Annotated in this window: 24 protein-coding genes; all 24 read left to right on the top strand. The window is 44.3% G+C overall.

Annotated features, from left to right (window positions below):
- Positions 1-54: 54 nt before the first annotated feature.
- The 24 genes from EV210_RS01530 to EV210_RS01415 all read left to right on the top strand — a co-directional run bounded on the left by EV210_RS01530 (position 55) and on the right by EV210_RS01415 (position 26,712).
- Positions 55-831, top strand: coding sequence for an isoprenyl transferase (locus tag EV210_RS01530; protein ID WP_132074518.1), 777 nt, complete (start codon positions 55-57; stop codon positions 829-831).
- Between the two features lie 13 nt (positions 832-844).
- The gene (locus EV210_RS01525; protein WP_132074515.1) at positions 845-1,669 is read left to right on the top strand and encodes a phosphatidate cytidylyltransferase; all 825 of its coding nucleotides are present in this window, start codon (positions 845-847) and stop codon (positions 1,667-1,669) included.
- Between the two features lie 19 nt (positions 1,670-1,688).
- A complete protein-coding gene (locus tag EV210_RS01520) occupies positions 1,689-2,858 on the top strand; it encodes a 1-deoxy-D-xylulose-5-phosphate reductoisomerase (protein ID WP_132074512.1) in 1,170 nt (389 codons plus the stop codon).
- Between the two features lie 9 nt (positions 2,859-2,867).
- Positions 2,868-3,899 (top strand): RIP metalloprotease RseP, encoded by a 1,032-nt coding sequence (gene rseP, locus EV210_RS01515; RefSeq protein WP_132074509.1) that lies wholly within the window; start codon positions 2,868-2,870, stop codon positions 3,897-3,899.
- A gap of 9 nt (positions 3,900-3,908) precedes the next feature.
- The gene (ispG, locus tag EV210_RS01510; RefSeq protein WP_132074506.1) at positions 3,909-4,976 is read left to right on the top strand and encodes a flavodoxin-dependent (E)-4-hydroxy-3-methylbut-2-enyl-diphosphate synthase; all 1,068 of its coding nucleotides are present in this window, start codon (positions 3,909-3,911) and stop codon (positions 4,974-4,976) included.
- Between the two features lie 2 nt (positions 4,977-4,978).
- Complete coding sequence (locus EV210_RS01505) at positions 4,979-6,679, top strand: proline--tRNA ligase (protein ID WP_132074503.1); 1,701 nt, start codon at positions 4,979-4,981, stop codon at positions 6,677-6,679.
- 117 nt (positions 6,680-6,796) lie between these two features.
- Positions 6,797-10,465 (top strand): PolC-type DNA polymerase III, encoded by a 3,669-nt coding sequence (locus EV210_RS01500; RefSeq protein ID WP_132074500.1) that lies wholly within the window; start codon positions 6,797-6,799, stop codon positions 10,463-10,465.
- A 211-nt stretch (positions 10,466-10,676) separates the two neighbouring features.
- Positions 10,677-11,138 (top strand): ribosome maturation factor RimP, encoded by a 462-nt coding sequence (locus tag EV210_RS01495; protein WP_132074496.1) that lies wholly within the window; start codon positions 10,677-10,679, stop codon positions 11,136-11,138.
- A gap of 29 nt (positions 11,139-11,167) precedes the next feature.
- Positions 11,168-12,211 (top strand): transcription termination factor NusA, encoded by a 1,044-nt coding sequence (gene nusA / locus EV210_RS01490; protein WP_132074493.1) that lies wholly within the window; start codon positions 11,168-11,170, stop codon positions 12,209-12,211.
- An 11-nt stretch (positions 12,212-12,222) separates the two neighbouring features.
- Positions 12,223-12,492 (top strand): RNase P modulator RnpM, encoded by a 270-nt coding sequence (rnpM, locus tag EV210_RS01485; RefSeq protein WP_132074490.1) that lies wholly within the window; start codon positions 12,223-12,225, stop codon positions 12,490-12,492.
- On the top strand, positions 12,485-12,793 hold the full coding sequence (locus EV210_RS01480) for a L7Ae/L30e/S12e/Gadd45 family ribosomal protein (protein ID WP_132074487.1): 309 nt from the start codon (positions 12,485-12,487) through the stop codon (positions 12,791-12,793). The genes rnpM and EV210_RS01480 overlap by 8 nt, the downstream gene beginning before the upstream one ends.
- Positions 12,794-12,824: 31 nt before the next feature.
- On the top strand, positions 12,825-15,587 hold the full coding sequence (infB, locus tag EV210_RS01475) for a translation initiation factor IF-2 (protein ID WP_132074484.1): 2,763 nt from the start codon (positions 12,825-12,827) through the stop codon (positions 15,585-15,587).
- A 21-nt stretch (positions 15,588-15,608) separates the two neighbouring features.
- Positions 15,609-15,962 (top strand): 30S ribosome-binding factor RbfA, encoded by a 354-nt coding sequence (gene rbfA / locus EV210_RS01470; RefSeq protein WP_132074481.1) that lies wholly within the window; start codon positions 15,609-15,611, stop codon positions 15,960-15,962.
- 2 nt (positions 15,963-15,964) lie between these two features.
- Complete coding sequence (locus tag EV210_RS01465; protein ID WP_132074478.1) at positions 15,965-16,912, top strand: DHH family phosphoesterase; 948 nt, start codon at positions 15,965-15,967, stop codon at positions 16,910-16,912.
- A 4-nt stretch (positions 16,913-16,916) separates the two neighbouring features.
- Complete coding sequence (gene truB / locus EV210_RS01460; RefSeq protein ID WP_132074475.1) at positions 16,917-17,795, top strand: tRNA pseudouridine(55) synthase TruB; 879 nt, start codon at positions 16,917-16,919, stop codon at positions 17,793-17,795.
- Between the two features lie 18 nt (positions 17,796-17,813).
- The gene (locus tag EV210_RS01455; RefSeq protein WP_132074472.1) at positions 17,814-18,728 is read left to right on the top strand and encodes a bifunctional riboflavin kinase/FAD synthetase; all 915 of its coding nucleotides are present in this window, start codon (positions 17,814-17,816) and stop codon (positions 18,726-18,728) included.
- Between the two features lie 160 nt (positions 18,729-18,888).
- Positions 18,889-19,155 carry a 30S ribosomal protein S15 gene (gene rpsO / locus EV210_RS01450; protein ID WP_132074469.1) on the top strand — a complete coding sequence of 89 codons (267 nt, stop codon included), beginning with the start codon at positions 18,889-18,891 and terminating at the stop codon, positions 19,153-19,155.
- Positions 19,156-19,289: 134 nt separating this feature from the next.
- Positions 19,290-21,386 (top strand): polyribonucleotide nucleotidyltransferase, encoded by a 2,097-nt coding sequence (locus EV210_RS01445; RefSeq protein ID WP_132074466.1) that lies wholly within the window; start codon positions 19,290-19,292, stop codon positions 21,384-21,386.
- 103 nt (positions 21,387-21,489) lie between these two features.
- On the top strand, positions 21,490-22,206 hold the full coding sequence (locus EV210_RS01440) for a polysaccharide deacetylase family protein (protein WP_132074463.1): 717 nt from the start codon (positions 21,490-21,492) through the stop codon (positions 22,204-22,206).
- 149 nt (positions 22,207-22,355) lie between these two features.
- Complete coding sequence (locus EV210_RS01435; RefSeq protein WP_243650391.1) at positions 22,356-23,510, top strand: glycosyl hydrolase family 18 protein; 1,155 nt, start codon at positions 22,356-22,358, stop codon at positions 23,508-23,510.
- Between the two features lie 31 nt (positions 23,511-23,541).
- Positions 23,542-24,411 (top strand): N-acetylmuramoyl-L-alanine amidase family protein, encoded by an 870-nt coding sequence (locus EV210_RS01430; RefSeq protein ID WP_243650390.1) that lies wholly within the window; start codon positions 23,542-23,544, stop codon positions 24,409-24,411.
- 150 nt (positions 24,412-24,561) lie between these two features.
- Positions 24,562-25,815 carry a M16 family metallopeptidase gene (locus EV210_RS01425; RefSeq protein ID WP_132074457.1) on the top strand — a complete coding sequence of 418 codons (1,254 nt, stop codon included), beginning with the start codon at positions 24,562-24,564 and terminating at the stop codon, positions 25,813-25,815.
- 14 nt (positions 25,816-25,829) lie between these two features.
- Positions 25,830-26,270 carry a dUTP diphosphatase gene (gene dut / locus EV210_RS01420; protein ID WP_132074454.1) on the top strand — a complete coding sequence of 147 codons (441 nt, stop codon included), beginning with the start codon at positions 25,830-25,832 and terminating at the stop codon, positions 26,268-26,270.
- Between the two features lie 133 nt (positions 26,271-26,403).
- Positions 26,404-26,712, top strand: coding sequence for a hypothetical protein (locus tag EV210_RS01415; protein WP_165898750.1), 309 nt, complete (start codon positions 26,404-26,406; stop codon positions 26,710-26,712).
- The last annotated feature ends 8 nt before the right edge of the window (positions 26,713-26,720 follow it).

Genomic DNA, 26,720 nt, shown 5'->3' with positions numbered 1-26,720 from the left:
TGAAACCCCCTTGCAAGAGGGGGTTTCAAAGTTTGGCTTGGAGGTTTTTAAGTCGTGTGGAAAAAATGGCTCGGTAAGCTTGGCGGAACAGAAGATAAGTCTCATTTGTATCAAGTTCTAAATGAAAAAAGAATTCCCAAGCATATCGCCATCATTATGGATGGTAATGGAAGATGGGCACAAAAACGGGGTATGCCGCGTGCCTTTGGCCACCGTGAAGGGGCAGAAACACTGAAAAAAATAGTTAGATTTTCTTCAGACATTGGAGTTGGAGCGCTTACTGCTTACGCCTTTTCCACGGAAAACTGGAAAAGACCTGCTGAAGAAGTTGGTTTACTCATGAAGCTGATTGCCGAATACCTGGACGGCAATATTGAAGAAATGCATCAGAATAATGTTCGGGTGCGATTCATTGGCAAGACGGAAGAATTGTCAGATGGCTTAAGGCATAAAATTGAAAAGGCCCAGACTCGCACTGCAAATAATACCGGACTGGTATTAAACTTGGCTGTAAACTATGGTGCCAGGACGGAAATTACGCGCGCTGTTCAGCTTATTGCCAGCCAAGTGCGGGATGGATTGATAAAACCGGAAGATATTACAGAGAATACCATACAACAGAATCTTTACACGGGTGACTTGCCTGATCCGGATCTTTTAATTCGACCGAGCGGGGATTTTAGGATTAGCAACTTCCTATTATGGCAATGTGCATATACTGAGTTTTGGTATACAGAAACAAACTGGCCTGATTTTACTCCCGAACTGCTCGTTCAAGCAATCATCGATTTCCAAAATAGGGAACGTAGATTTGGCGGACTGAAAAAGTAGAAGTAGGTGGCTTATGCTTGCAAAACGAATTGCAACAGCCTTGGTCGGCATACCTGTTGCCGTATATGTTATTAATTACGGACAATGGTTATTTGGGATAACAGTCAGCTTCTTGGCCTTGGCAGCATGGCATGAGTATTGTGTAATGGTAGGGCGGGGTGGGCACTATCCGTCCCGTTTGTTAGGATTCATTGGTGTAGCCCTCGTTTTGGGATGCGCATGGATCGGAAATTCACAAGAAACTGTAACTGTTATTACATTTATTACATTAATAGTCTTAGGAAAAACAGTATTTTCTTATGGCAAGTTTTCATTAGTAGATGCAGCATTTACCTTGCTTGGTTTCTTATATATTGCTTTGCCTTTCAGTCATTTACTGCTGCTGCGGTTCCTGGACCCTTCGCTGACCGGCGGCTCATCTGCAGGAATGTCTATGGGTGCACTGTTTTTGTGGATAGCATTTATTGGAACCTGGGCCAGTGATACGTTTGCTTATCTGGTTGGCTCTAAATTTGGCAAGGTTAAGTTATGTCCGGCTATTAGTCCCGGAAAAACCCGGGAAGGAGCTGTAGGCGGATTAATTGGCAGCATTTTGTCGGTAGTGATTTTCGGCTATATTTTTCATATTGAATTGATTCATTTATTTTTCATGGGATTATTTGTTGGCTTGGCAGCTCCGTTTGGTGATTTAGTGGAATCATCATTAAAACGCTTTTGTTGTGTTAAAGATTCAGGTAAACTATTGCCGGGACACGGCGGTGTCCTGGATCGATTTGATAGTATTATGTTTACAGTTCCGGCCGTATATTATTATATCCAATTCTTTTTAATACGGTAACGGTTAAAAGGAGTAGCTCATGCATCATATCGCAATATTGGGAAGCACAGGTTCGATTGGTACGCAGGCATTGGAGGTAATTGCTTATCATCCGGAGCTTTACCAGGTAACTGCTTTGGCTGCGCATCATAATGATCATTTATTGGAAGCGCAAATTGAAAAATTCAATCCCCAGATTGCCGTCTTGATTGATGATAAAGCGGCAGCCCGCCTCAAAAGCCGTTACAGAGGAGCAACCAGGATTCTTGCCGGTGAGGAGGGGCTGCTTGAGGCAGCCACACTTTCGGCATCAAATACTGTTCTTACTGCTATGGTGGGCGCTGCGGGAATTAAACCGACAATCGCTGCGATAGAAGCAGGCAAGAATATCGCACTAGCAAATAAAGAGACTCTGGTTGCGGCAGGAGAAATTGTTACTCGTCTGGCTAAGAAAAAAGGTATTCAATTACTGCCTGTCGATAGTGAACACAGCGCCTTAATGCAGTGTTTGCACGGTGAATCGGCCAAAACGGTCAAACGTCTGCTGATAACAGCATCCGGTGGTCCGTTCCGCGGGTATACGACAGAACAGTTAGCAACAATTACGGTTGAACAATGTCTGCGTCATCCAAACTGGTCAATGGGAAAGAAAATTACGGTTGATTCGGCAACCTTGGTTAATAAAGGTCTGGAAGTAATTGAAGCCAAGTGGCTTTTCGGCATTGAATATGACAATATCGATGTAGTGGTTCATCCCCAGAGTATCGTTCACTCCATGGTGGAATTCGTTGATGGCAGTACGATTGCTCAATTAGGAAAACCGGATATGAGGCTGCCTATCCAATATGCCTTTACCTATCCTGAGCGCCTATCTTCACCTGCTCCGGTAATGAACTGGACCCAGCTGACCAGTCTGGAGTTTATGGCGCCGGATACAAAGACATTTCGCGGTCTAGAGTTAGCTTATCATGTCGGCCGGTGCGGCGGAACGCTGCCATGTGTTTTTAACGCTGCCAATGAAATTGCCGTGAATGCGTTCCTAGCAGGAGAATTACCTTTTTTAGAGATCGTTACTGTCATTGAAAATACGGTTAGTCGGCATCAAAACGTGATAGCACCCTCATTACCGGCAATCTTCGCAGCCGATTTATGGGCGCGTGAGTATGCTCAAGAGCTTGTACTCGGTATGAAAGAGAAAATACATAGGTAGGTGATTGTATTGTCCACCACTGTAATAGCGACTATCTTTGTTTTCGGTCTCTTGGTTTTTGTTCACGAGTTAGGGCATTTTATGACTGCCAAAATGGTAGGAATGCGAGTAGATGAATTTGCTATCGGATTTGGTCCTAAAATCTTTAGCAGGCGATATGGAGAGACAGTTTATTCTCTCAGAATTATCCCTTTAGGCGGCTTCAATAAAATTGCCGGAATGGATCCTGATGAAGAGCAGGATGAACGCTCTTTCTCTGCAAAACCCATTTGGGCGCGAATGCTGGTCATTATTGCAGGCTCGGCAATGAATTTTGTGTTACCGGTACTGCTCTTCGTCATCGTTTTTTTAGGGTATGGCATTGAAATGCCCTCCGAACAGGCAATAGTAGGCAGTATTTTACCGGACAAACCGGCTGCTGCTGCCGGTTTATTGCCAGGTGACCGCATTAAGGCCGTTAATGGCTCGGCTGTTACTACTTGGCAGCAATTTGTTGCTACTATTCAGTCCAATGCGGGCAATCAGCTGACGATCAGCATAGAACGCAGTGGAACTGCCCGTTCAGTTACGTTAGTTCCCGAATATGATCAACGGGCGAACAGAGGGATTATCGGTGTTACACCGGAAATTATTATCAAACGCCCTGGCATTATTGAGGCAGTAAGCATAGCGGTGAAGCATACCTATACCGTTGCCGCCAGCATGCTGGCTGGTTTAGGGCAAATGGTAACCGGAAAAATTGAAGCAGATGTGGCTGGGCCAATCGGAGTTGCCCAAATGGCCGGACAGGTAGCACAAAGTGGCTTGATTCCTCTCCTGCAGTTCGCTGCTTTTTTGAGTATTAATCTGGGGTTGATTAATTTACTGCCAGTTCCTGTGCTGGATGGCGGACACGTTGTTACCTTAGCTGTAGAAGGAATACGCGGCAAGCCGTTAAACCGCAATAGCCTTCAGTTCGTACAAATGATTGGTTTTGCTCTGTTGATGTTATTATTTGTCTTAGCTACATTTAAAGACATTAGCAGACTGAAACTGTTTTAGGGTGAGAATATGGATCGAAAAAAAACCAGAACCATTCAAATCGGCAATAGGGGTATTGGATCGGATGCCCCTATTTCTGTCCAGTCAATGACAAATACCAAGACTGATAATGTAGAAGCGACAGTCAAGCAGATCCAGGCATTAGCTGCTGCAGGCTGTGATATTGTCCGTTTAGCTATTCCTGATATGGCAGCTGCCCAAGCTGTTGATAGGATTAAGCAGCTCGTTACCGTACCGCTGATTGCTGATATCCATTTCGACTACCGGTTGGCCTTGAGCTGCCTGGAGCGGGGAATTGATGGTCTGCGGCTGAATCCAGGCAATATCGGACAGGAAGAGCATGTAAAAAAAGTTGTTAAAGAAGCGCAAAAAAAGCGAATTCCTATTCGCATTGGTGTAAACGCCGGTTCTTTGGATAAAACTTTATTAGCAAAACATGGTGGACATCCTACGCCTGCTGCGATGGTGGAAAGTGCATTGCAGCATATTGCCATTTTGGAGAATCTTGATTTTTATGATATTAAAATTTCATTAAAAGCAAATGATGTTCCTACAACTATTGCGGCTTATCGATTGATGTCGGATACGAAGGATTATCCTTTGCATCTGGGAATTACTGAGGCCGGCACGGTAAACTCGGGGGTCATTAAATCGGCAGTAGGGATCGGCGCGCTGTTATCACAGGGAATTGGTGATACGATACGAGTTTCTCTTACCGGAGATCCGGTAGAAGAAGTGAAGGTTGCCAATGAGATTCTAAAATCATTGGGACTGCGTGAATATGGACCAACCCTTATCTCCTGCCCGACTTGCGGCAGGTGCAATATCGATCTGATTTCACTTGCTCATCAGGTGGAAGACCGTCTCAAAGGAGTAAAAAAACCAATAAAAGTAGCTGTAATGGGTTGTGTTGTGAATGGCCCGGGTGAGGCGAAAGAGGCGGATATCGGCATTGCCGGTGGTATGGGACAGGGTATCCTTTTTCGCAAGGGTGAGATCCTTCGCAAAGTACCGGAAGAGGAACTGGTAGCTGCGTTATTTGTGGAACTAGATAAGCTTATCGTGGAGGGAAGATAATTATGCGTGCTTCTTATTTATATGCGCCAACTTTGCGGGAGACTCCGGCTGAGGCGGAAGTTACCAGTCATCAGCTGATGCTTCGCGCCGGCATGATCCGTAAGGCGGCGGGGGGTTTTTATACATATTTGCCGTTAGCCCTGAAAGTATTAAAAAAGATTGAGACGATTGTCAGGGAAGAAATGGATGCCAAGGGCGGCCAGGAGTTATTAATGCCAATTGTTCAGCCTTCTGAACTCTGGGAAGAGACAGGACGGTGGGATGTTTACGGAGATGAAATGTTCCGTTTGAAGGATCGTCACGGACGAAACTTTTGTCTAGGGCCAACCCACGAAGAAATGATCACTACGGTGGCCAAAACTGACGTACGGTCTTATCGGCAGCTTCCGTTAATGTTATACCAGATCCAGAATAAATATCGCGATGAAATCCGTCCACGTTTTGGTTTGATGCGGGGACGCGAATTTATTATGAAAGACCTGTATTCGTTTGATCGCAATGAAGAAGGCTTACATGAAAGCTATACGAAAATGTATGATGCCTATACGACAATTTTTCAACGGTGCGGATTAACCTGCCGGCCTGTTGAGGCTGATTCCGGCGCCATTGGCGGCAGCGGTTCCCATGAGTTTATGGTTATAGCCGATTCAGGCGAAGATGCTATTGTGTACTGCTCGGAGTGTAACTATGCTGCTAATGTGGAAAAAGCGGAGCTATTGCCTTTAAAAGCGGCACCGGAAGATCTGAAACCAATAGCGGCGGTTGATACACCTCAGGCTAAAACTATTGCTGAGGTAACGGCCTTTTTACAGGTCAGTCCTGAGCGGCTGATCAAAACAGTTGCTTATCAGACCGAAAAAGAAGTTGTTTTGGCATTAGTTCGCGGTGACCACGAAGTAAATGAAATAAAGGTAAAAAATGAGTTGAACTGCCTGGTGCTGGAGTTAGCCACTGAGCAAACTATTAAAGAATTAGGAAGTTCAAGTGGCTTTATTGGACCTGTGGGCGTAAAAAATGTCACAATTATTGCCGATCATACGGTTATGGAACTGATCAATGCCGTTTGTGGTGCTAATAAACCGGATCAGCACCTGGTGAATGTAAATCCCAACCGCGATTTCACTGCTAATAAAGTTGCTGATATACGCCTCATTCAGGAAAACGATCCCTGCCCCCGGTGCGGACAGGCTGTAAAAAAGGCAAGAGGTATTGAAGTTGGACATATCTTCAAGCTTCGTACGAAATATAGTGCGGCCTTATCGGCTACCTTTCTTGATGAGAATGGCAGGGAACAGCCAATGGTCATGGGCTGTTATGGAATTGGTGTAAGCCGGACAATGGCAGCATCAATTGAACAAAATAATGATAAAGACGGAATTATCTGGCCTGTACCTATCGCTCCTTATCATGCAGTTATTGTCCCTATAAGCACGAAAGATGCAGAACAAATGAAACTTGCCGAAGAGTTCTATCTGGCTCTGAATAAAGCCGGAATTGAAACAGTGTTTGACGATCGCAATGAGCGTCCCGGTGTCAAATTCAAAGATGCTGATTTAATTGGCTATCCACTAAAAATTACAGTGGGCCCAAAAGTGATGAATGAAGGTGTTATTGAAGTTAAGTCGCGGCGCACAGGTGAAGTTCGCCTCATTAATAAAGAACATTACATTGAAGAGATTCGTACATTCTTAGCGCAGGTATAGGTAAAAGGAAAAAAGCGTGAGTTTACACGCTTTTTTCCTTTTTTATGGGACGTGCATTTCCTGAAGTCGGTATGTTACAATAGAGATTGTCCCGAATTGTGTAAAGGAGAGAAAGTCATGAAAAATTACTGTATTATACCTGAAAACCAGCAGAATTTTATGGCTTTTGTCCATGACTTGGAAATCGATAGGGCTCATAAGGCTGCACTCCAAAGTGCGAAAGTCAGCCGGGTATATGTTGATATAAATAAGAAAATCTGGAACATACATATTGCCTTTACGCAGCCAGTTCCGGAAAATATCATCAATCTTGCCGGGCAAATGCTCGCCAAGCAATGCGGGCTGAATAAAGTTGCTTTTATTGCCGCCAGACAATCAGTAGCGGAATACTTAAAATCTCATTGGACGGATTTTGTTGGTAAAATTGCTGGTGATAATCAAACTGTTCGCTGCTTGCTGGCAAGCGCACAATGGGATTTTAACGGTAAAGTGCTGGCAATTGAAACAGTTGGTGATTTATCGTCAGAAATGCTGACCGAACGGGGCATTCCAGAAATCATAGCCGCTACAATTTGGAATGAATGCGGACAACGTGTTACTGTTTCTTTTCAAAGCAGTAACGCTGACTTACCGCTCAACTGTGAGGCGGATTTATTAACTCCTGAATATCTGGAAGCATTGACGGAGAGCGCTGTTTCTGAGAACAAGGAAAAAGATGAAAATCCCCTGATTTTCGGCCGCAATATCAAGGATATGCCGCAAGTCATTTCCGCTGTCCAAGAAGAAGGGCGAAATATTGTCGTGGCAGGAGAACTGCTAAACTTTGAAATGAAGGAATTAAAGTCAGGGCGCTTTTTACTTACCTTCGACGTTGTAGATGCAACAGACGGCCTTAGCGGCAAAGCCTTTTTTGATACGCAGGAGCAGTCGAAAAAAGTCGCCGAAGCTCTTAAAGAAGGCATGCCAATTAAAGTAAAAGGCACTGTGCAGTATGATAAGTTTGCCAACGAATTGGTTTTATTTGCCGACAGCATGTACCGGACAGAGCGTCAGCCGGAGCGGATGGATACCAGTGAAATTCCGCGAGTGGAGCTTCATGCGCATACGCGCATGTCCAATATGGATTCTGTCGTGTCAGTAAAAAACCTGATAAAAACGGCAGCAAAATGGAAGCATCCAGCGGTTGCGATAACGGATCATGGTGTTGTGCAGGCATTTCCGGAAGCACAGGAAATAGCCAGCAAAGAGGGAATTAAAGTTATCTATGGCATGGAAGGCTATTTATTTGAAGACGATATTAATAAAGCTTATCATATCGTTATTTTAGCAAAAAACTCGATCGGCTTGCGAAATCTGTACCGCTTAGTTTCGATTTCCCATTTAAAATATTTTCACCGTACCCCGCGGATACCCAAAAATATATTGGCTGAGCACCGGGAAGGCTTGGTATTCGGTTCTGCCTGTGAAGCAGGGGAATTGATCCAGGCAATTGTAAACGGGGCAAGTGAAGAAGAATTAATGGAAGTTGCAGCATTTTATGATTATCTGGAGATACAGCCGACCGGAAATAATGAATTTATGCTGCGTAAGGGGCTTGTCGCCAACGAAGAGGAGTTGCGGCAAATTAACCATAAAGTTTGTGAGCTGGGAGAGAAATTAAATAAATTAGTAGTAGCAACCTGTGATGTTCATTTTATGAATGCTGGTGACAGTGTTTACCGGCAGATTTTGATGGCTGGCAAAGGTTTTGCCGATGCGGAGCATCAGCCGCCTTTATTTTTCCGTACGACAGAGGAAATGCTGACTGAATTTGCGTACTTGGGAAAGAAAAAAGCCTATGAGACGGTAGTGGAAAACACCCGGAAAATTAGCGAATTAATTGAAGTGTTTAAACCGATACCGGATGAATTGTATTCACCGAAAATACCGGGGGCCGAAGAAGCAATCCGGGATATGTCTTATGAAAAAGCGCGATCCTTATACGGTGAAGATCTGCCGGAAATCGTTTCGGCAAGATTGGAATATGAATTAAAGTCTATCATTAATAATGGCTTTGCGGTTTTATATTTCATTGCTCATAAACTGGTGAAAAAGTCGCTTGATGATGGTTATCTGGTTGGTTCACGGGGCTCCGTAGGTTCTTCATTTGTTGCAACGATGACCAGCATTACGGAAGTTAATCCGCTGCCACCGCACTGGCGTTGTCCTGAATGCAAACATAATGAATTTATTACTGATGGCACTTATGGCGGCGGGTTTGATTTACCGGATAAACAATGTCCTAAATGCAATAGCCCGTACATTAAAGACGGACATGACATACCTTTTGCCGTCTTTATGGGATTCCATGGAGATAAAGTACCTGATATTGATTTGAACTTCTCCGGAACCTATCAGCCGGTTGCCCATAAGTATACGGAAGAACTGTTTGGCAAGGATAATGTATTCCGCGCCGGTACAATAGCCACTATTGCCGAAAAAACCGCCTATGGGTACGTGAAAAACTACTTCAGTGAACGGGGGCTTACTGTTCGTAATGCCCATATCAATAAATTAATTGCCGGCTGTACCGGTGTTAAACGGACAACCGGCCAACATCCCGGCGGCATAATGGTAGTGCCCCGTGATATGGATGTACATCACTTCACGCCTATACAGCATCCGGCTGATGACAAAAATTCGTCTACGATTACGACACATTTTGACTATCATTCCATTAGCAGCCGTCTGGTCAAGCTTGATATTCTGGGCCATGACGATCCGACAGTCATTCGTATGCTGCAGGATGTCACGGGGCTTGATCCGCTGCAAATTCCTTTTGATGATCCGGAAACAATGAGTTTGTTTTCCTCAACTACAGCACTTAAACTGACTCCCAGCCAACTGGGAAGTACAGTAGGCACCTTTGGAATTCCCGAATTTGGTACCAAATTTGTCCGTCAAATGCTGGAAGACACCAAGCCGAAAACCTTTAGTGAATTGGTGCGGATCAGCGGTTTTTCCCATGGTACTGATGTCTGGTTAAACAACGCGCAGGATTTGATTAAGAATGGGACAGCCAAACTGTCGGAAGCTATATCGGCCCGGGATGACATTATGGTATATCTCATTCATAAAACGGTTGATCCTCAGCTTGCTTTTAAGATTATGGAGAGCGTCCGGAAGGGAAAAGGGGTTAAAAGCGAAGATGTGGAAAAAATTCGCTTGAAGAATGTACCGGAATGGTATATTGAGTCTTGTCAAAAAATTAAGTATATGTTTCCAAAGGCACATGCTGTCGCCTATGTTATGATGGCGGTTCGGATAGCTTGGTTTAAAATTCATCGCCCCTTGGCTTTTTATGCAGCCTATTTTACTGTCAGGGCAACAGAGTTTGATGCCCATTTGATCGTGCAAGGGGAAGCTGTTCAACGGGCAAAATTAACTGAGTTTGAACAAAAAGGCAATACATTGACAGCAAAGGAAAAAGGCTTGCAAACGATTCTTGAGATTGCGCTGGAGATGAATTTGCGGGGGTTTGTCTTTCATAAAGTTGATTTATACCATTCTGATGCCACTAAATTCCTGATTGTCGATAATGGCTTACTGCCGCCATTAGCCTCGCTGCAGGGGCTTGGTGATACGGCTGCGCATAATATTGTTCTGGCCCGGCAGGAACGGCCTTTTTTATCGGTAGAAGACTTGCGCAACCGATCGCGCATTTCCAAAACGGTAATCGAAATACTGAAGGAACATGGTTGTCTTGATCAACTGCCTGAAGACGATCAGATTATGCTGTTTGCCTAAAAAATACACTTTTCTGTTGTAATCGCCTGTATGCGGTGCTATACTAGAAGTAGTACAATTTTCCGCGTTTCACAAGAGTGGGTTTTACACCCACTCTTTCATCTTGGTGTGGCAGAGTTGCTTTACATATATGACCACTTCCAGATATAGGGTATAAGGTACTATAAGAATCGGTAACAATAATAGTAATTGGATTGACGGAGGTGTAAGCATGTCACGGGAACAAACAGAGAAGTTTGTGGAGAAGCTGGTGTTAGACATCACCAATGGCACTAACTTGGAATTGGTAGATGTAGAATATGTAAAAGAGCGTGATTGGTATTTGCGCGTGTTTTTAGACAAACCGGAAGGAATCGAGATGGATGACTGTCAATGGGTCAGTGAGCGACTGGAAGCTAAATTGGATGAATTAGATCCAATTAAAGAAAGTTACTATCTTGAAGTATCTTCTCCCGGATTAGACCGGGTATTGAAAAAAGAAAAGGACTTTATTCGTCATATCGGTGATGAAGTCGAAGTACATACTTTTGCACCAGTTGATGGTGTCAAAATGATGGTAGGTACGCTGAAGGGCCTGATGAATGATGGCGAAATCCATTTGGATATCGAAGGCCGGGATGTGGCCATACCAAGAGAAAAAGCCTCGCAAGTTAGATTACATCTTACATTTTAGATAGGAAAAATTGAATAGGGGGAATATGGGTGAACGCAGACTTCATGCAAGCGTTTGAACAATTGGGAAAGGAAAAAGGAATAGCGTCGGAAATTATTTTTGATGCTATTGAAGCAGCTTTAATTTCAGCTTATAAGCGGAATTTTGGCTCTGCACAAAATGTGCATGTTTCATTGGATAGACTTACCGGTGAAATTCATGTATATGCCCGCAAAACGGTAGTGGAAGAAGTAAAGGATTCCCGCTTGGAGATGTCTTTAAGTGAAGCACGGGCAATTGATCCGCGTTATGAGCTTGAAGACGTAGTCGAAGTGGAGGTTACTCCGAAAAATTTTGGCCGTATTGCTGCCCAAACTGCTAAGCAGGTCGTTGTCCAACGCATCCGCGAAGCTGAGCGGGGGATCATTTATGAGGAATTTTCTAACCGGGAAAGCGATATTGTAACAGGTATCGTTCAACGTATTGAGCAAAAAAACGTCTTTGTTGATCTGGGGAAAGCCGAGGCTATTCTTGCTCCGCTTGAGCAGATTCCAGGAGAAACGTACAAACACGGCGATCGTCTGAAAACATACATTATTGAAGTAAAAAAGACTACTAAGGGACCGCAAATCTTGGTGTCCCGCACTCATCCCGGACTTTTAAAGCGTCTTTTTGAATTGGAAGTTCCCGAAATCCATGATGGTGTCGTTGAACTGAAATCGGTTGCCCGCGAACCGGGACTGCGTTCTAAAATTGCTGTACACTCGCGTGATGAAAACGTAGATCCTGTTGGCGCCTGTGTCGGACATAAGGGAATGCGCGTTCAGACCATTGTTAATGAACTTAGAGGCGAAAAAATTGACATAGTAAAATGGAATGTTGACCCTGCTAAGTACATTGCAAATGCACTAAGCCCTGCTAAAGTCGTTTCCGTTGAGGCAAATGAAGCAGAAAAAATATCTAAAGTTATCGTTCCTGACTATCAATTGTCGCTGGCAATTGGAAAAGAAGGTCAAAATGCCCGTTTGGCGGCTAAATTGACAGGGTGGAAAATTGATATAAAAAGTGAGTCCCAAGCACAAGCCAACGATTAGGAGGGATTTAAATGAAGCAAAAGAAAATTCCTCAGCGTATGTGTGTTGGTTGTCAGGAAATGAAAAACAAAAAAGAATTAATACGGGTGGTCCGGGCTCCTGATGGTACAGTTTCTCTAGATCCTAGCGGCAAGAAGGCTGGACGCGGCGCGTATGTCTGTTCAACCGAGCAATGTTTTACAAAAGCCTATAAGGAAAAAAGGCTGGAACGAGCTTTAAAGCATGCTGTTGTGCCGGAAGTATACGAATCCATCCGTAATGGTCTTATTCAAAATGGATAGAAAAAAAATTGCCGATTTACTCGGCCTTGCACAAAAGGCAGGACGGATTGTTTCCGGAGAATTTGCAGTTGAAAAAGCAGTTCGATCGAAAAAAGCAAAAATAGTATTGCTCGCAACTGATGCATCAGTAAATAGCAAGAAAAGCTATCATGATTTAACCTCCTATTATGAGGTTCCGATATATGAAGTTCTTTCAAAACAAGAAATGGGTGAAGCAATCGGGAAGGTTCAGCGTGCTGCTATTGTTCTAACCGATGAAGGATTTAACCGGGCTCTTGTTAAGCTTCTGTCTGATGTTTGATTTGGGGAGATAGAAATTTGGGGGTGGATCAATGTCCAAACATAGAATATATGAATTAGCAAAAGATTATAGTACAACCAGTAAAGTGATTATAGATATATTGAGCCGCAATAGTATTACTGCCAAGAATCATATGAGCAGTGTCGACGATGATGCCAAGGTAGTTCTAGAGAGAACGTTTGCCCGTAAAACCGGTAATGAAGATCAGGGCGCGAAAGTTTCCAAACCTGTCGGAACAGATACAGCCGAGAAAGTCAATAGACCCATTCAGACAGGCGCCGATCATCCAGCCGCACACAATGCACAGCATCAATCAAAACCGCCTGTGCAGCGTGAAGGGCAAAATAACAGACCGCCCTACCAGCAGCAACACCAGGGGATGAACCAACAGCGTCCCCAGCAGCCGCAAGGGCAGAACAACAGACCGCCCTACCAGCAGCAGCAACACCAGGGGATGAACCAACAGCGTCCCCAGCAGCCGCAAGGGCAGAACAACAGACCGCCTTACCAGCAGCAGGGTATGAATCAACAGCGTCCCCAGCAGCCGTATGGCCAGAACAATAGACCGCCTTACCAGCAACAGGGGATGAACCAACAGCGTCCCCAGCAGCCGCAGGGGCAGAACAACAGACCGCCTTACCAGCAGCAGGGGATGAATCAACAGCGTCCCCAACAGCCGTATGGCCAGAACAATAGACCGCCTTACCAGCAGCAGGGGATGAATCAACAGCGTCCCCAGCAGCCGCAAGGGCAGAACAACAGACCGCCTTACCAGCAGCAGGGGATGAATCAACAACGTCCACAGCAGCCGCAGGGTCAGAACCGGCCAGCCTTTCAACAGCAATCCGGCAATAATCAACAGCGGTCCAACTTCTCTGGAAACCGGTCGGCGGGGCAGTCTTCACGGCCTCAGCAGGGACAACAGCAAAAGGGCAGACCGCAATATGGCCAGCAAAATAATCAAAACAGAAACCGCGGTAAAGACCAAGGCAGGCAGAATCAGCCTGGCCGGCAGCAGCCAGCGCAACAGCCCGTTCAACCGGCTAAACCAAAAGTAATAAAACTGGGCGGATCGCTGACTGTTAAAGAATTATCGGCCAAAATGGGCCGTGAAGTCAGTGAGATTATTAAGAAGTTAATGATGCTGGGCGTTATGGCTACCATTAATCAGGAAGTCGACATGGATACGGCCACTATTTTGGCAGAGGACTTTGGGATCATCGTGGAAGAGCTGCCGCCGGAAGAGGATCCTACCGAAATACCGGAAATCGAAGATGAAGCAGACACACTGGTACTTCGTCCACCTGTAGTAACGATTATGGGTCATGTGGATCACGGCAAAACATCTTTATTGGATGCTATCCGTCAGACAAGTGTTACTTCTCAGGAAGCTGGCGGTATTACACAGCACATCGGTGCTTACCAAGTCAACTATAAAAATAAAAAAATCGTATTTCTCGATACACCGGGTCACGAGGCGTTTACCGCTATGCGTGCAAGGGGAGCAAAAGTAACCGATATTGCTATTCTGGTAGTAGCGGCTGATGATGGTGTTATGCCACAGACGATTGAGGCTATCAATCATGCCAAATCAGCCAATGTACCGATTATTGTCGCGGTTAATAAAATGGACCGTCCCGGAGCAAATCCGGACCGTGTTAAACAACAATTGTCAGAACATGGTCTGATTTCAGAGGAATGGGGCGGGGAAACGATTATGGTGCCGGTTTCTGCTCAGCAAAAGACCGGTTTAAGTGATCTGCTTGAAATGGTTCTTCTCGTGGCTGAAATGCAGGAATTAAAGGCAAATCCGGAGCGCAGCGCTCTCGGAACTATTATTGAAGCTCAGCTCGATAAAGGGCGTGGACCGGTGGCCACTGTACTTGTTCAGAAAGGCACACTGCGCATTGGTGATACCATCATTGCCGGTACTGCCCATGGTAAAGTACGGGCAATGGTAAACGATAGAGGGGAAAAGGTGAAGAAAGCCGAACCCTCAATGCCAGTTGAGGTCCTGGGCTTATCCGATGTACCTCAGGCTGGTGATATCCTTGCCGTAACCGATGAAAAGACGGCAAGAGCAGTAGCTGAAAAACGCATCGCGAAAAAGAGAACCGACGAGATGCAGCAAATGCAGAAAGTCACTCTGGATGATATCTTTAAGCAAATTCAAGACGGAACACTGAAAGACTTGAATATTGTTATTAAGGCTGACGTGCAGGGGTCTATTGAAGCACTGCGTCAATCGCTGCTGGCATTAAAGAATAAGGAAGTTCGGGTAAATATCATTCATGCCGGCGTCGGTGCAATTAATGAATCAGATGTTATGCTTGCTTCCGCTTCCAATGCATTAATTATGGGCTTTAATGTTCGTCCTGATGCTAATGCGCGTAAGGCTGCCGAAAGCGAGAAGGTAGACCTTAAGACTTACCGGGTAATTTATGAAGCCATAAACGATGTGGAAGCAGCTATGACGGGTATGCTTGCACCCGAATATAAAGAAGTGATTCAAGGCCGCTTGGAAGTTCGTAAAGTGATTTCCATTCCGAAAGCTGTTGTTGCCGGATCTTATGTTTTGGAAGGCAAAATCACGAATTCGTCGCAAGTCCGTCTTATTCGCGATGGTGTTGTGGTGCATGAAGGAAAAATTGATGCTCTGCGCCGTTTCAAAGATGATGTAAAAGAGGTTGCTACCGGCTATGAATGCGGTCTATCAATAGAAAAATTCCGTGATATAAAAGAGGGAGATATTATTGAAGCATTCGCAATGGAAGTGGTTAAGCCTGGTAGTTAGTGCAAAATCGGAGGGGTTATAATGGGTCAGCTGCGAACAGAAAAAGTCCAGGAATTTATTAAGCAAGAAGTAAGTAAGATGATTCTAACTGACCTTAAAGATCCACGGATTGGTTTTGTGACTGTTACCAGGGTTGAAGCCACAGGGGATTTGCGTCAGGCAAAAGTATATATAAGCTTGTTCGGAAGTAAGGAACAAAAAGAAGATACCTGGCAAGGGTTGCAAAAAGCGCTCGGCTTTATCCGCGCAGAAGTTGGAAAACGCTTAAAGATCCGTCATTCGCCGGAATTGCTGCTGCAATTGGACGAATCGCTTGATCATAGCGTTCATATTCAAACGCTGCTGGATAAACTAAAGCAGGAAGAGGATCAATAGGCATGGAAATATCATTGCCGCAGGCAGCTGAAATGCTGCATAGTGCAAATACAATCGTGCTAACTGCACACGTACATCCTGACGGAGACTCATTGGGCTCCATGCTGGCTCTATATGCGGCATTGCAGGCAGATGGTAAGAAGGTATGCATGCTGCTTGATGATGTCGTTCCGGCAATGTATCATTTTTTACCAAATTGGAAAAAAATCAGTAAACCGGTCGATAATGACCGGTTTACTCCAGATTTACTTGTTGTATTGGATGCAAGTGATATTGAGCGGATTGGTAAAGTACAGAATATTGTTAAGGCGCCTATCCTTAACATGGATCATCATATATCAAACACTAAATTCGCAGATTACTACTATATTGACAGCAAAGTGGCGGCTACAGGTGAAATTATCCTTGCCCTGCTGAAACTAATGAAATCGAATGTTACAGCGGATATCGGAACCTGCCTGTATACTGCGATAGCGACTGACTGTGGTTTCTTCCGTTATGCCAATACATCAGCGGCTACTTTACGTGATGCGGCTGATTTGGTCGAAGCCGGTGCACAGCCGCAATGCATATCAGAAGCATTGGAGCAGCGGTCGATTGCCAATTTGATAACGCTGACAAAAGTGTTGCAAACAATTGAGACTCATCATGAAGGTAAAATTGCTACAATGACGATTCTGCCTGATTTACTGAGTGATCCTGATGAAAATACAGAAGGATTCATCAATTATGCCCGTTCAATTGAGGGGGTAGAAATTGCTATTTTATTCCGGGCAATTGACGAGCGGACGGTGCGCATCAGCTTCCGTTCGCACCGGGCGGATGTGAGTCAGGTGGCATTGAAGTTTGGCGGCGGTGGACATATTCGGGCTGCCGGCTGTACCGTTCATGATACGTTGGAAAACGCAATGGCGCAAGTATTGCCTGTTGCTGTTGCACAAATCAGGTGATGAAATGAATGGCATCATAAATGTTTTAAAACCGCCTGGGATGACATCACATGATGCAGTAGCTTATATTCGACGGACTTTTGCAATGAAAAAAGTAGGGCATGCCGGGACACTTGATCCGGCTGCGGCAGGCGTTTTGCCGGTGTTTTTAGGTTCTGCGACTCGACTGATCGAATATTCGACCGATGCAGCGAAAAGTTATCGGGTAGAAATTACATTTGGTTTTGAAACTGATACCGGTGATGATACCGGCAAAGTGACGCAGACCGGTCCGTGTGAAATCCCTGCCCGCCAGCGACTTGAAGAAGTGCTGGCGACTTTTATTGGATCGATTACGCAAATTCCTCCGATGTATTCAGCGATCAAGGTTGATGGGAAAAAAATGTATGAATTAGCTCGAGCTGGTATTTCTATTGAGCCGAAAGCACGTCAGGTTTTTATTCACGATATACGAATTTTGCAAGTACAGCAATCAAAGCTTTTGCTGGATGTGGACTGTTCAAAAGGAACGTATATTCGTTCGCTTTGCCAGGATATTGGCAGAAAACTCGGCTGCCCGGCTGTAATGAGCTTTTTAATTCGCACTAAAGTGGGAGATTTCACGCTGGAACAAGCAATTTCTGTTGAAGAGATTGGTCAGAAGAAAGAGTCGGTACTGCTGCCGATGGATTTTGCTGTTATGCATCTGCCGTTAGTCAGCCTTAAGCACGCTGAGTGTAAAAATCTTCAGCAGGGAAAAATGGTTTTTTATCAAGCGTGCCCAAGCACGTTAGTAAGGATTTATGACCCTAACGAGTGTTTAATTGGAATAGGACAGTATGACAGGACAACTTCGTTGCTAAAGCCGCTAAAAATATTGTCAGCTTATTCTAATAACCTATAGGTATGTGAGGAGAATGGTATGGAGCTGTTTACGGAACTCGCGGATATAAGCTTGCATCAAAATATTGCGATAGCTTTGGGGACCTTTGATGGCATCCACGCCGGACATCAGCAAATTATTGGACAGGCGGTACAACTGGCCAGGCAGTCATCCGGTACCAGCGTAGTGTTTACCTTTCGCAATCATCCTCTAAGCATAATTGATCCCGAACGTTGTCCGCCCTTTATTATGGCGGAAGAAGAAAAGGTAGAAGTTATTGCAGGCATGGGAGTCGATATTTTGATGTCCATACCTTTTGATGTAAAATTTCTACAGCTTATGCCTGATGAATTTATCCAGCTGCTAATACACTATTTCCGTCCCGCTCATGTAGTGGTTGGACCTAACTATACGTTTGGTTATCAGGGAAAAGGAAACCCCGAGATTTTGCGAAAAGCTGGAGCATCGTATCATTTTGATGTTCAGGTCCCTGAGGCAGTATTAGTTGATGATTCCCTGGTCAGCAGTACGCTGATCAGGCAGCTGATTGCGAGCGGAGACGTGCAGCAGGCGGCGAAGCTGCTTGGTCGTCCGTTTGTAATGGCTGGCATAGTAATGAGTGGCGATCAGCGGGGAAGACAACTGGGCTATCCGACAGCCAATATTCCTGTGCCGCCCGGGATGGTGATTCCGGCTGACGGTGTTTACGCCGTACAAGTTATGACAGGCAATACTTGGTTTAATGGATTAGCAAATGTCGGGGTAAATCCCACGTTTAACGGACAAAGCCGCAGGATAGAAGTGTTTATCTTAAACTTTAATGATGATCTGTACAATAAAAAGGTCCGGGTATCCTTTTTAGCCCGTCTCAGAGGTGAGGTAAAGTTTGCCGGCGCAGAGGCCTTAAAAGAACAGATTGCCCGTGATATTACTGAAGCACAGGTTTTTTTCTAAATTTGAAATAATAGCCATTAGAAACTTTACAGTAATTATTCCTTGTGGTAGAATAAATGAGTATGAAGATGCGCAGCATCTGACATGAACTGTAGCGAGGATTATCGACTCTCCGACGATCATCTTGGCTATAGGGATACAAGAGAAGGAGGTGACCGTCATGCTTACACCAGAACAAAAACAAATGCTGATTGAACAGTACCGTGTTCATGAAAATGATACCGGATCGCCGGAAGTGCAAATTGCAATTCTGACTGAACGTATTAATTACTTAACTGAGCATTTGAAAGAACACAAGAAAGATCATCACTCTCGTCGTGGTCTTTTGAAAATGGTTGGTCAACGTAGAGGTTTATTGAACTATCTTCGTGACAACGATTTAGAGCGTTATCGTACAATTCTTGAAAAACTGAACCTCAGAAAATAATGGAAAAGCGGGATATTCCCGCTTTTTTATTTATTTTCGGGTTAGGCAGAAAGAAAAAAGGGAATACTAAAAAAAATGTCGAAGTGTTAATCTTTGGTAGAAAAAGAAGAGTGTTTAAGAGGAGGAAGACCTGAATGCATACTTTCCAAATGCTATTGTCAGGCAGACCGTTAGTCATTGAAACGGGTAAATTAGCTAAGCAGGCCGGTGGTGCGGTGCTGGTTCGATATGGTGATACTGCAGTCTTAGTAACAGCTACAGCATCCGCTGAACCAAGAGAAGGAATTGATTTTTTCCCGTTAACGGTTGATTATGAAGAACGCTTGTACTCGGTTGGTAAAATTCCCGGTGGATTTATTAAGCGGGAAGGACGCCCCAGCGAAGCTGCAATACTCTCCGGGCGCTTGATTGACCGGCCTATTCGGCCCTTATTCGCTGATGGATTCCGCAATGATGTACAAGTTATCGCAACAGTTCTGTCAGTGGATCAAAACAATTCACCTGAAATCCCGGCAATGATTGGGGCTTCGTGTGCATTGTCCATATCGGACATTCCATTTAATGGTCCTATTGCCGGTGTAAGAGTTGGCCGTATTGACGGACAGCTGATTGTTAATCCGACAATAGAGGAACAAGCTAAAAGTGAAATGAATCTTGTTATCGCCGGTACGCGCGATGCGGTACTCATGGTTGAGGCAGGCGCTAATGAATTATCGGAAGCGATAGTCCTGGAAGCAATAACCTTTGGTCATGACGTAATCAAACAAATTGTTGCTTTCCAAGATGATATTGTGGCCCAGGTAGGCAAGCAAAAGCGGGAAATCAAACTGTATAAAATCCCTGCAGAGATTGATACTGCTGTTCGTGAGTATGCAACAGAAAAAATGCGTATTGCTGTCACGAATCCTGATAAATTAGCGAGAGAAGAACAAATTAAACAACTTAAAATAGAAGCAATGACTCATTTTGCAGAGCTTTTCCCGGAAAATGCAAAAGATATAAGCAATTGTCTGCAGAAAATTGTCAAAGAAACTGTTCGCAAAATGATTACTGTAGATAAAATTCGTCCCGATGGCCGCAAAGTAGACGAAGTTCGTCCTGTAAGCAGCGAAGTTGGGATATTAGCGCGTACACATGGTTCTGGCTTATTTACGCGTGGACAAACTCAGGTTTTAACGGTTACAACGCTGGGAGCCATTGGTGACGAACAAATTCTTGACGGTTTGGGTGTAGAAGAGTCAAAACGCTACATGCATCATTACAATTTCCCTTCCTACAGTGTTGGCGAAACCAGACCTTCCCGCGGACCCGGCAGACGGGAAATTGGCCATGGAGCATTGGCAGAGCGCGCATTAGTACCTGTACTGCCTTCCGAATCGGAGTTTCCCTACACGATCAGACTTGTTTCAGAAGTTCTTGAATCGAACGGATCAAGCTCAATGGGCAGTGTATGCGGCAGCACTCTTTCCCTTATGGACGCCGGGGTGCCGATAAAAGCACCGGTATCCGGTGTAGCTATGGGCCTAGTCAAAGATGGCGATTATTACACAATCTTAACTGACATACAGGGGATGGAAGATGCCCTGGGAGATATGGACTTTAAGGTAGCCGGAACGGAAAAGGGAATTACAGCTATCCAAATGGATATTAAGATAGCCGGGCTCACTAGAGAAATATTATCGGATGCCTTAGAACAGGCTCGGCTTGGCAGAGCGCATATTCTTGGGAAAATGCTTGCTGCAATTCGCGAACCGCGTAAGGAGTTATCGCCATTTGCACCTCGGATCATTACGATGGAAATTGATCCTGACAAAATTCGCGATGTTATTGGGCCAGGCGGTAAAACCATTAAGAAAATTATTGATGAAACAGGTGTCACCATTGATATTGAAGATGATGGCAAAGTTTTCATTGCAGCTGTTGACGGTGAAGCAGGTCAAAAGGCAGTTCGGATTATCCAAAACCTTACCCGGGATGTAGAAGTTGGTGCAATTTATCTGGGCAAAGTAACACGGTTGATGAATTTCGGCGCTTTTGTTGAAATTATTCCAGGAAAAGAAGGCCTTGTCCACATTTCCCAGCTTGCCCGTGAACGGGTTGCCAAAGTGGAAGATGTCGTAAAAATCGGTGATGAAATTATGGTTAAAGTCACGGAAATTGACCGGCAGGGTAGAGTTAACTTGTCCCGCAAGGAATTATTGAAAGAAGAGCCGCCGCGCGAAGCGGAATAGCCTAAAAAACATAAACCTTTTGGTTTATGTTTTTTTATTTTTCATGAAAGGAGGCACTCGCTAATATACTAGTAAAAATACATATTGGCGCAGAGGTGATAATATGCGTCTGCTAATAATCCGACGCTTTCCCCAGTGGTATGTTTTTTTTGCAGCCGGTGTTTTTCTTACGGTTGCAATGCTGTCCGGCATGCTTCAGCCTTATTTAGGAGAGCTGGTGCCCCCGGTAAAACCCCAGCCTATATCGCGTGGTAATACCAATAATCCTAAAATTGCCTTCGCTTGCAATGTTTTTTGGGGGGAGGAATTCTTGCCGGATATGCTTAATACGCTTGATCAGGAAAATAGCAAGATTACCTTCTTTATTGGTGGAAGCTGGGCAAAGCGCTATCCGGATATGCTGAAAGATATTGCCAGCCGCGGACATGAATTGGGAAATCATACGTATAGCCATCCGCATCCTAATAACTTGACTAAGCAACAGAATCAAGAACAAATTACTCGAACCGAGGAACTAGTCAAAGAACTGACCAGTGTAAAAACCACTTTATATGCTCCACCTTATGGTGAATATAATGACAATGTCCTGGCAGCTGCCGCTGATCTGGGATATACGACAATTATGTGGAGCATTGATACGATTGACTGGCAGCGACCGCCAGTAGAAGTGCTGAAGAATCGGGTATTAAAGAAAATCCACAATGGTGCTATCATATTAATGCATCCAACCGATCCCACAGCAAAAGCATTACCGGAATTAATTAAGGAGCTAAAAAGCAAAGGGTATACGATAACTACTGTAAGTGATATACTGAATTGATGTAAATAGGCATATGTATGTCTATTTTTTTATTGCTAAATTATCTTGTTTATGTTAACATGTTGACATAATGTTTATGGAGTAGGAAGGAGTTTGCTGTGCGTGACTATAAGAAACAACTCTCTGGGTTGCTTGTGGCGGTCATAGTAATGACGGCTATGTTACCCGCTGCTCCAGCTTATGCTTTTTCTTTGCAGGATTTGATGGGACAAACAAGTGGAACCAGCAGCCAAGGCTTTGTTGGACTGATTGGAACATTGATTGACAATCTGTTCGGTAAACTAGCCAATATTCTTCCTGCAGTACCGAGTAATACTGGAACTGGAGTCCAAACTCCGAAGCAGGGAAAAGAGATTGTTGGCTTTTATGCGGAATGGTGGGGCCAGGATACTTCCTCGTTTAATTCGTTAAAAGCAAATTCTGACGTTATTGGAACAATTGCTCCTTTTTGGACAACGCTGCAAAGTGATGGTTCTTTAACGAATCGCGGCGGCGATGACCATGCGTCAGTCGTGGATTTTGCACGTAAGAATAATGTATCGACCCTATTGCTTGTGAATAATGCCAAAGAATCCAATGGGCAAATACCAATTCATACGCTGTTGTCAAATCCGGATTTACGTACGCAAGCTATTGGCAATTTAGAGGCGTATATAAAACAATATAAACTTGATGGGGTTAATATTGATTTTGAAATGGTTCCAGCCGATGACAGGGATAACTTAACGGCGTTTATGAAAGAGCTTTCCAGCCGGTTAAAACCGCAGGGGTATCTAGTAACAATCGATGTTTTTCCTAAGCAGGATGAATCGAATGATGTTGCAGCTGCCTATGATTATGCCCAGTTGGCCCAATTCGCTGATAAGATCATGATTATGTCTTATGATAACCATGGGATGTGGAGTAAGGCCGGGCCAATAGCCGGTATTGACTGGGTGGAAAAAAACTTGAATTATGCGTTGAAGCTGATTCCTAAGAACAAACTGTATCTGGGTATTGCCGCATATGGCTATGAATGGTCAACTAAAGGCGTCAATTCACTGGAATATAGTGCCGTAATGGATTTAGCAAAGCAATATAATGCTGAAATAAAATGGGATGACGCTGCAAAATCTCCGCACTTTGCCTATCGAGATATGGATGGCATAGATCATCAGGTTTGGTTTGAAAATCAGGAAAGCCTGAAGTACAAACTTGATCTTGTCAATCGTTACGATATAGCTGGTGTAGCTATGTGGAAATTAGGAGAAGAAGATCCAGGATATTGGCCAGTCTTCAAAAATAAGCTTACCATTAAAAAATAATGAAATGAAAGTTCAGTGTCAGGAGGTAGCAATGGTGAATAATAAAAAAGTTCTTGCGATTGCGATGTTGGTATTTATGGCAATATCCATTTTGATCCCGACGCAAGTCTCTCATGCAGCTGCTCTGGATGAATTGGTAGGAAGCCTGGCCACATCAACCATGGCGGCATCTTCTGGCAATAATGCTGCAGACGGGGGATTCTTTTCTAATATATTTGGCCTGTTGTTTGATAAAATCTTGGGTCCAATTTTCAATATATTTGGCGGCGGCAAGAGTGATCCATCCACGCCAGGCAAGGTAAATCCTTTGCCTGATCCCGGAGCAAATCAGAACTTGGGTTCGCTCAAAGGAAAAACGATTGTTGTAGACCCCGGTCATGGCGGCAGTAATCCAGGTGCAGTAGCTAACGATACCCGTGAAGCGGATAACAATTTAGCCGTTGGCCTAAAAGTACGGGATAGATTGGTACAAGCTGGTGCAAAAGTTGTTATGACGCGCAGTTCAGACACAACGGTAGCTGCCGAAGGAAGTTCTTTAGGCGAAGAGCTGCAGGCCCGTCTGGATATGGCTCAAGCGAATAACGCCGATTTATTTGTCAGTGTTCATTCTAATAGCAATCCGGATACGTCAATTGCCGGTGCGATGACCTTTTATCCGAGTGGTAAATCGAGCGACTTGGCATTGGCAGTGCAAAACAATATTATTAAGCGGACAGGTGCTGTTGATAAAGGGACTTCGCCGGCTACTTTCTATGTTTTGCGTAATGCCTCTATGCCGAGTATTTTAGTAGAAATGGGATTTGTAACAAATACGGCGGAAGCGGCCCGCTTACAGGAAGATTCTTACCGTAATCAAATGGCACAGGGTATAGTGGAAGGGCTTGCTGCATATTTTAAATAGCAGCTGTTCTTTTACTGAAGATGGGCAGGGGCCGTTAGGCCTCTGTTTTTCTTCATTACGCAGCATTTCGCTCAATAGCACGGTTTTAACCAGCAGGATTTCTTAGATTGCGACAGAAATGTATTATTATATAGCAAAAAGGAGTATGACATGTATCATAAATCAGTATTACCTAATGGGATTCGGGTTGTAACAGAGGAAATTCCCTATGTAAAGTCGGTAACATTAGGTGTTTGGGTCGGCACCGGTTCACGCAGTGAACAACAACATAATCATGGCATTTCCCATTTTATCGAACATCTTCTGTTTAAAGGTACCACCACCCGCTCGGCAAAAGATATTGCCGAAATAGTAGATGAAGTAGGCGGCCAATTAAATGCTTTTACCGCAAAAGAGTATACGTGTTACTATATAAAAGTTGTTGACTCTCATATTGAGCTGGCAATGGATATTTTAAGCGACATGCTGCTCAATTCCCGGTTTGACCCTGAGGACATAGCCAGGGAACGGGAAGTGGTTTTGGAAGAAGTCAAAATGTATGAAGACTCACCGGATGAACTGGTACATGATATCCACCTTGACCGTAATTGGGCAGGTCATCCCCTGGGCCGGAATATTTTAGGCACAGTCGATTCCATAAACTCGTTTGACCGTACCTTGGTCCTGGATTATTACCGTGATTTTTATACACCTGATAATATGGTGATTGCAGCCGCCGGTAATTTATCACATGAAGCCCTGGTAGAGCTGACGAATCGTTTTTTCAGTAAATTAACCAGTAAAAAGGCAGCCGTTCGCCATCAGATACCTGCCTTAACTCCCACGCGCATATTTCAGGCAAAAGAAACAGAGCAGGTTAATTTGTGTCTGGGAACGGTCAGTGTAGCACAGAATGCTCCGGAAATTTATCCTGTCCACCTATTAAATAATATTTTAGGCGGGGGAATCAGCTCACGGCTTTTTCAGGCTATTCGTGAAGAACGGGGACTGGCGTACTCTGTGTATTCCTATCAGACCAACTATAGTGATGCGGGCCTTTTAACTGTCTATGCAGGTACAAGACCGACAAATACGGAGCAGGTCATTGAACTCATTCTCGCTGGCATCGGCGAATTAAAGCGCGAGGGAATTAGTGAAAAAGAACTGAAAAGAGCGAAAGAACAGATTAAAGGCAGCATGCTGCTGGGCTTAGAAAGCTCAAGCAGCAGAATGTCCCGTATTGGCAAAATGGAGATAACCTTAGGAAAATTTATCTCTCTTGATGAGGTTGTCGCAAAGATTGAGCAAGTAACAATACAAGATATACAGGAAATGGCTGAGCGATTATTCCGTCCGGAGACTTTTTGCTTTACCGCATTAGGGCCTATTGACGAGAGAGTGCTGCCTGCCGATAGGACCTTTTAAAGGAGAGAAGGAAAATAAAAAAGCGTGGATTTGAACAAATAAGCGGTTATGGTTATATTAGCCTGCCGGAACGCAAAACTGCAGCCAGCGCCGGTTACGATATTGCTGCAGCGGAAGATATTGTTTTGAAAGAAGGCCGTGTAACACTGGTACCTACAGGCCTGAAGGCCTACATGCAGGAGGATGAATACCTGGGTATTCATATCCGGTCAAGTATGGCAATTAAACACGGGCTGTCACTGATTAACGGTCAGGGAATTATTGATGCTGACTATTATAATAACAGCGATAATGAAGGACATATTATGATAGCGGTAATGAATCATGGCAAAACTGCTGTTAAAATTGATAAAGGCACACGCATTGCCCAAGGGATATTCGTTAACTATTTAAAAGCAGATGATGATCAAGCACAGTCCGTTCGTACTGGTGGAATGGGAAGTACCGGCAGATAGATAACATAGCATAGAGTAAGACCTGGTTGGAATACGCTATAAGGCCGTATTCCAGCCAGGTCTTTTCTGCTATTATATTCATATATTTTTTTGGCAGGCATATCTTTAAATAAGGAAATACGGAGGGATGTCCATGATTGCTGTTTTGGCATTGCTCTTATTGTTAATTGTGACGGCGGTGTCGCTTTGGCTCAGAATGGACAGATACCGCAACACACTGGAAGAATTGGCGCCCAAAGCATCCCCTCTGGCTTTAGCGCTGCAGGAGCTGGTTGCTACAGCTGGCGGCCTGTACCTATCAATTGTAATGTTAATATCTTTTTTGAAAATTGACTTACCTGCCAAAGTAACTCTTTATACGATTGCACTTGATCCTCTCGCATTACTCTCTATGGGGCTGGCTATTCTACAACCTTTCTTCTTTCGTTTATTGAATAAATAAGAAAAAGC

The sequence above is a fragment of the Anaerospora hongkongensis genome (genome assembly GCF_004339805.1).
Classification (GTDB): domain Bacteria; phylum Bacillota; class Negativicutes; order Sporomusales; family DSM-15969; genus Anaerospora; species Anaerospora hongkongensis.
Note: the sequence above shows the minus strand (reverse complement) of the source record. Positions and strands in the feature narration are given on the sequence as shown.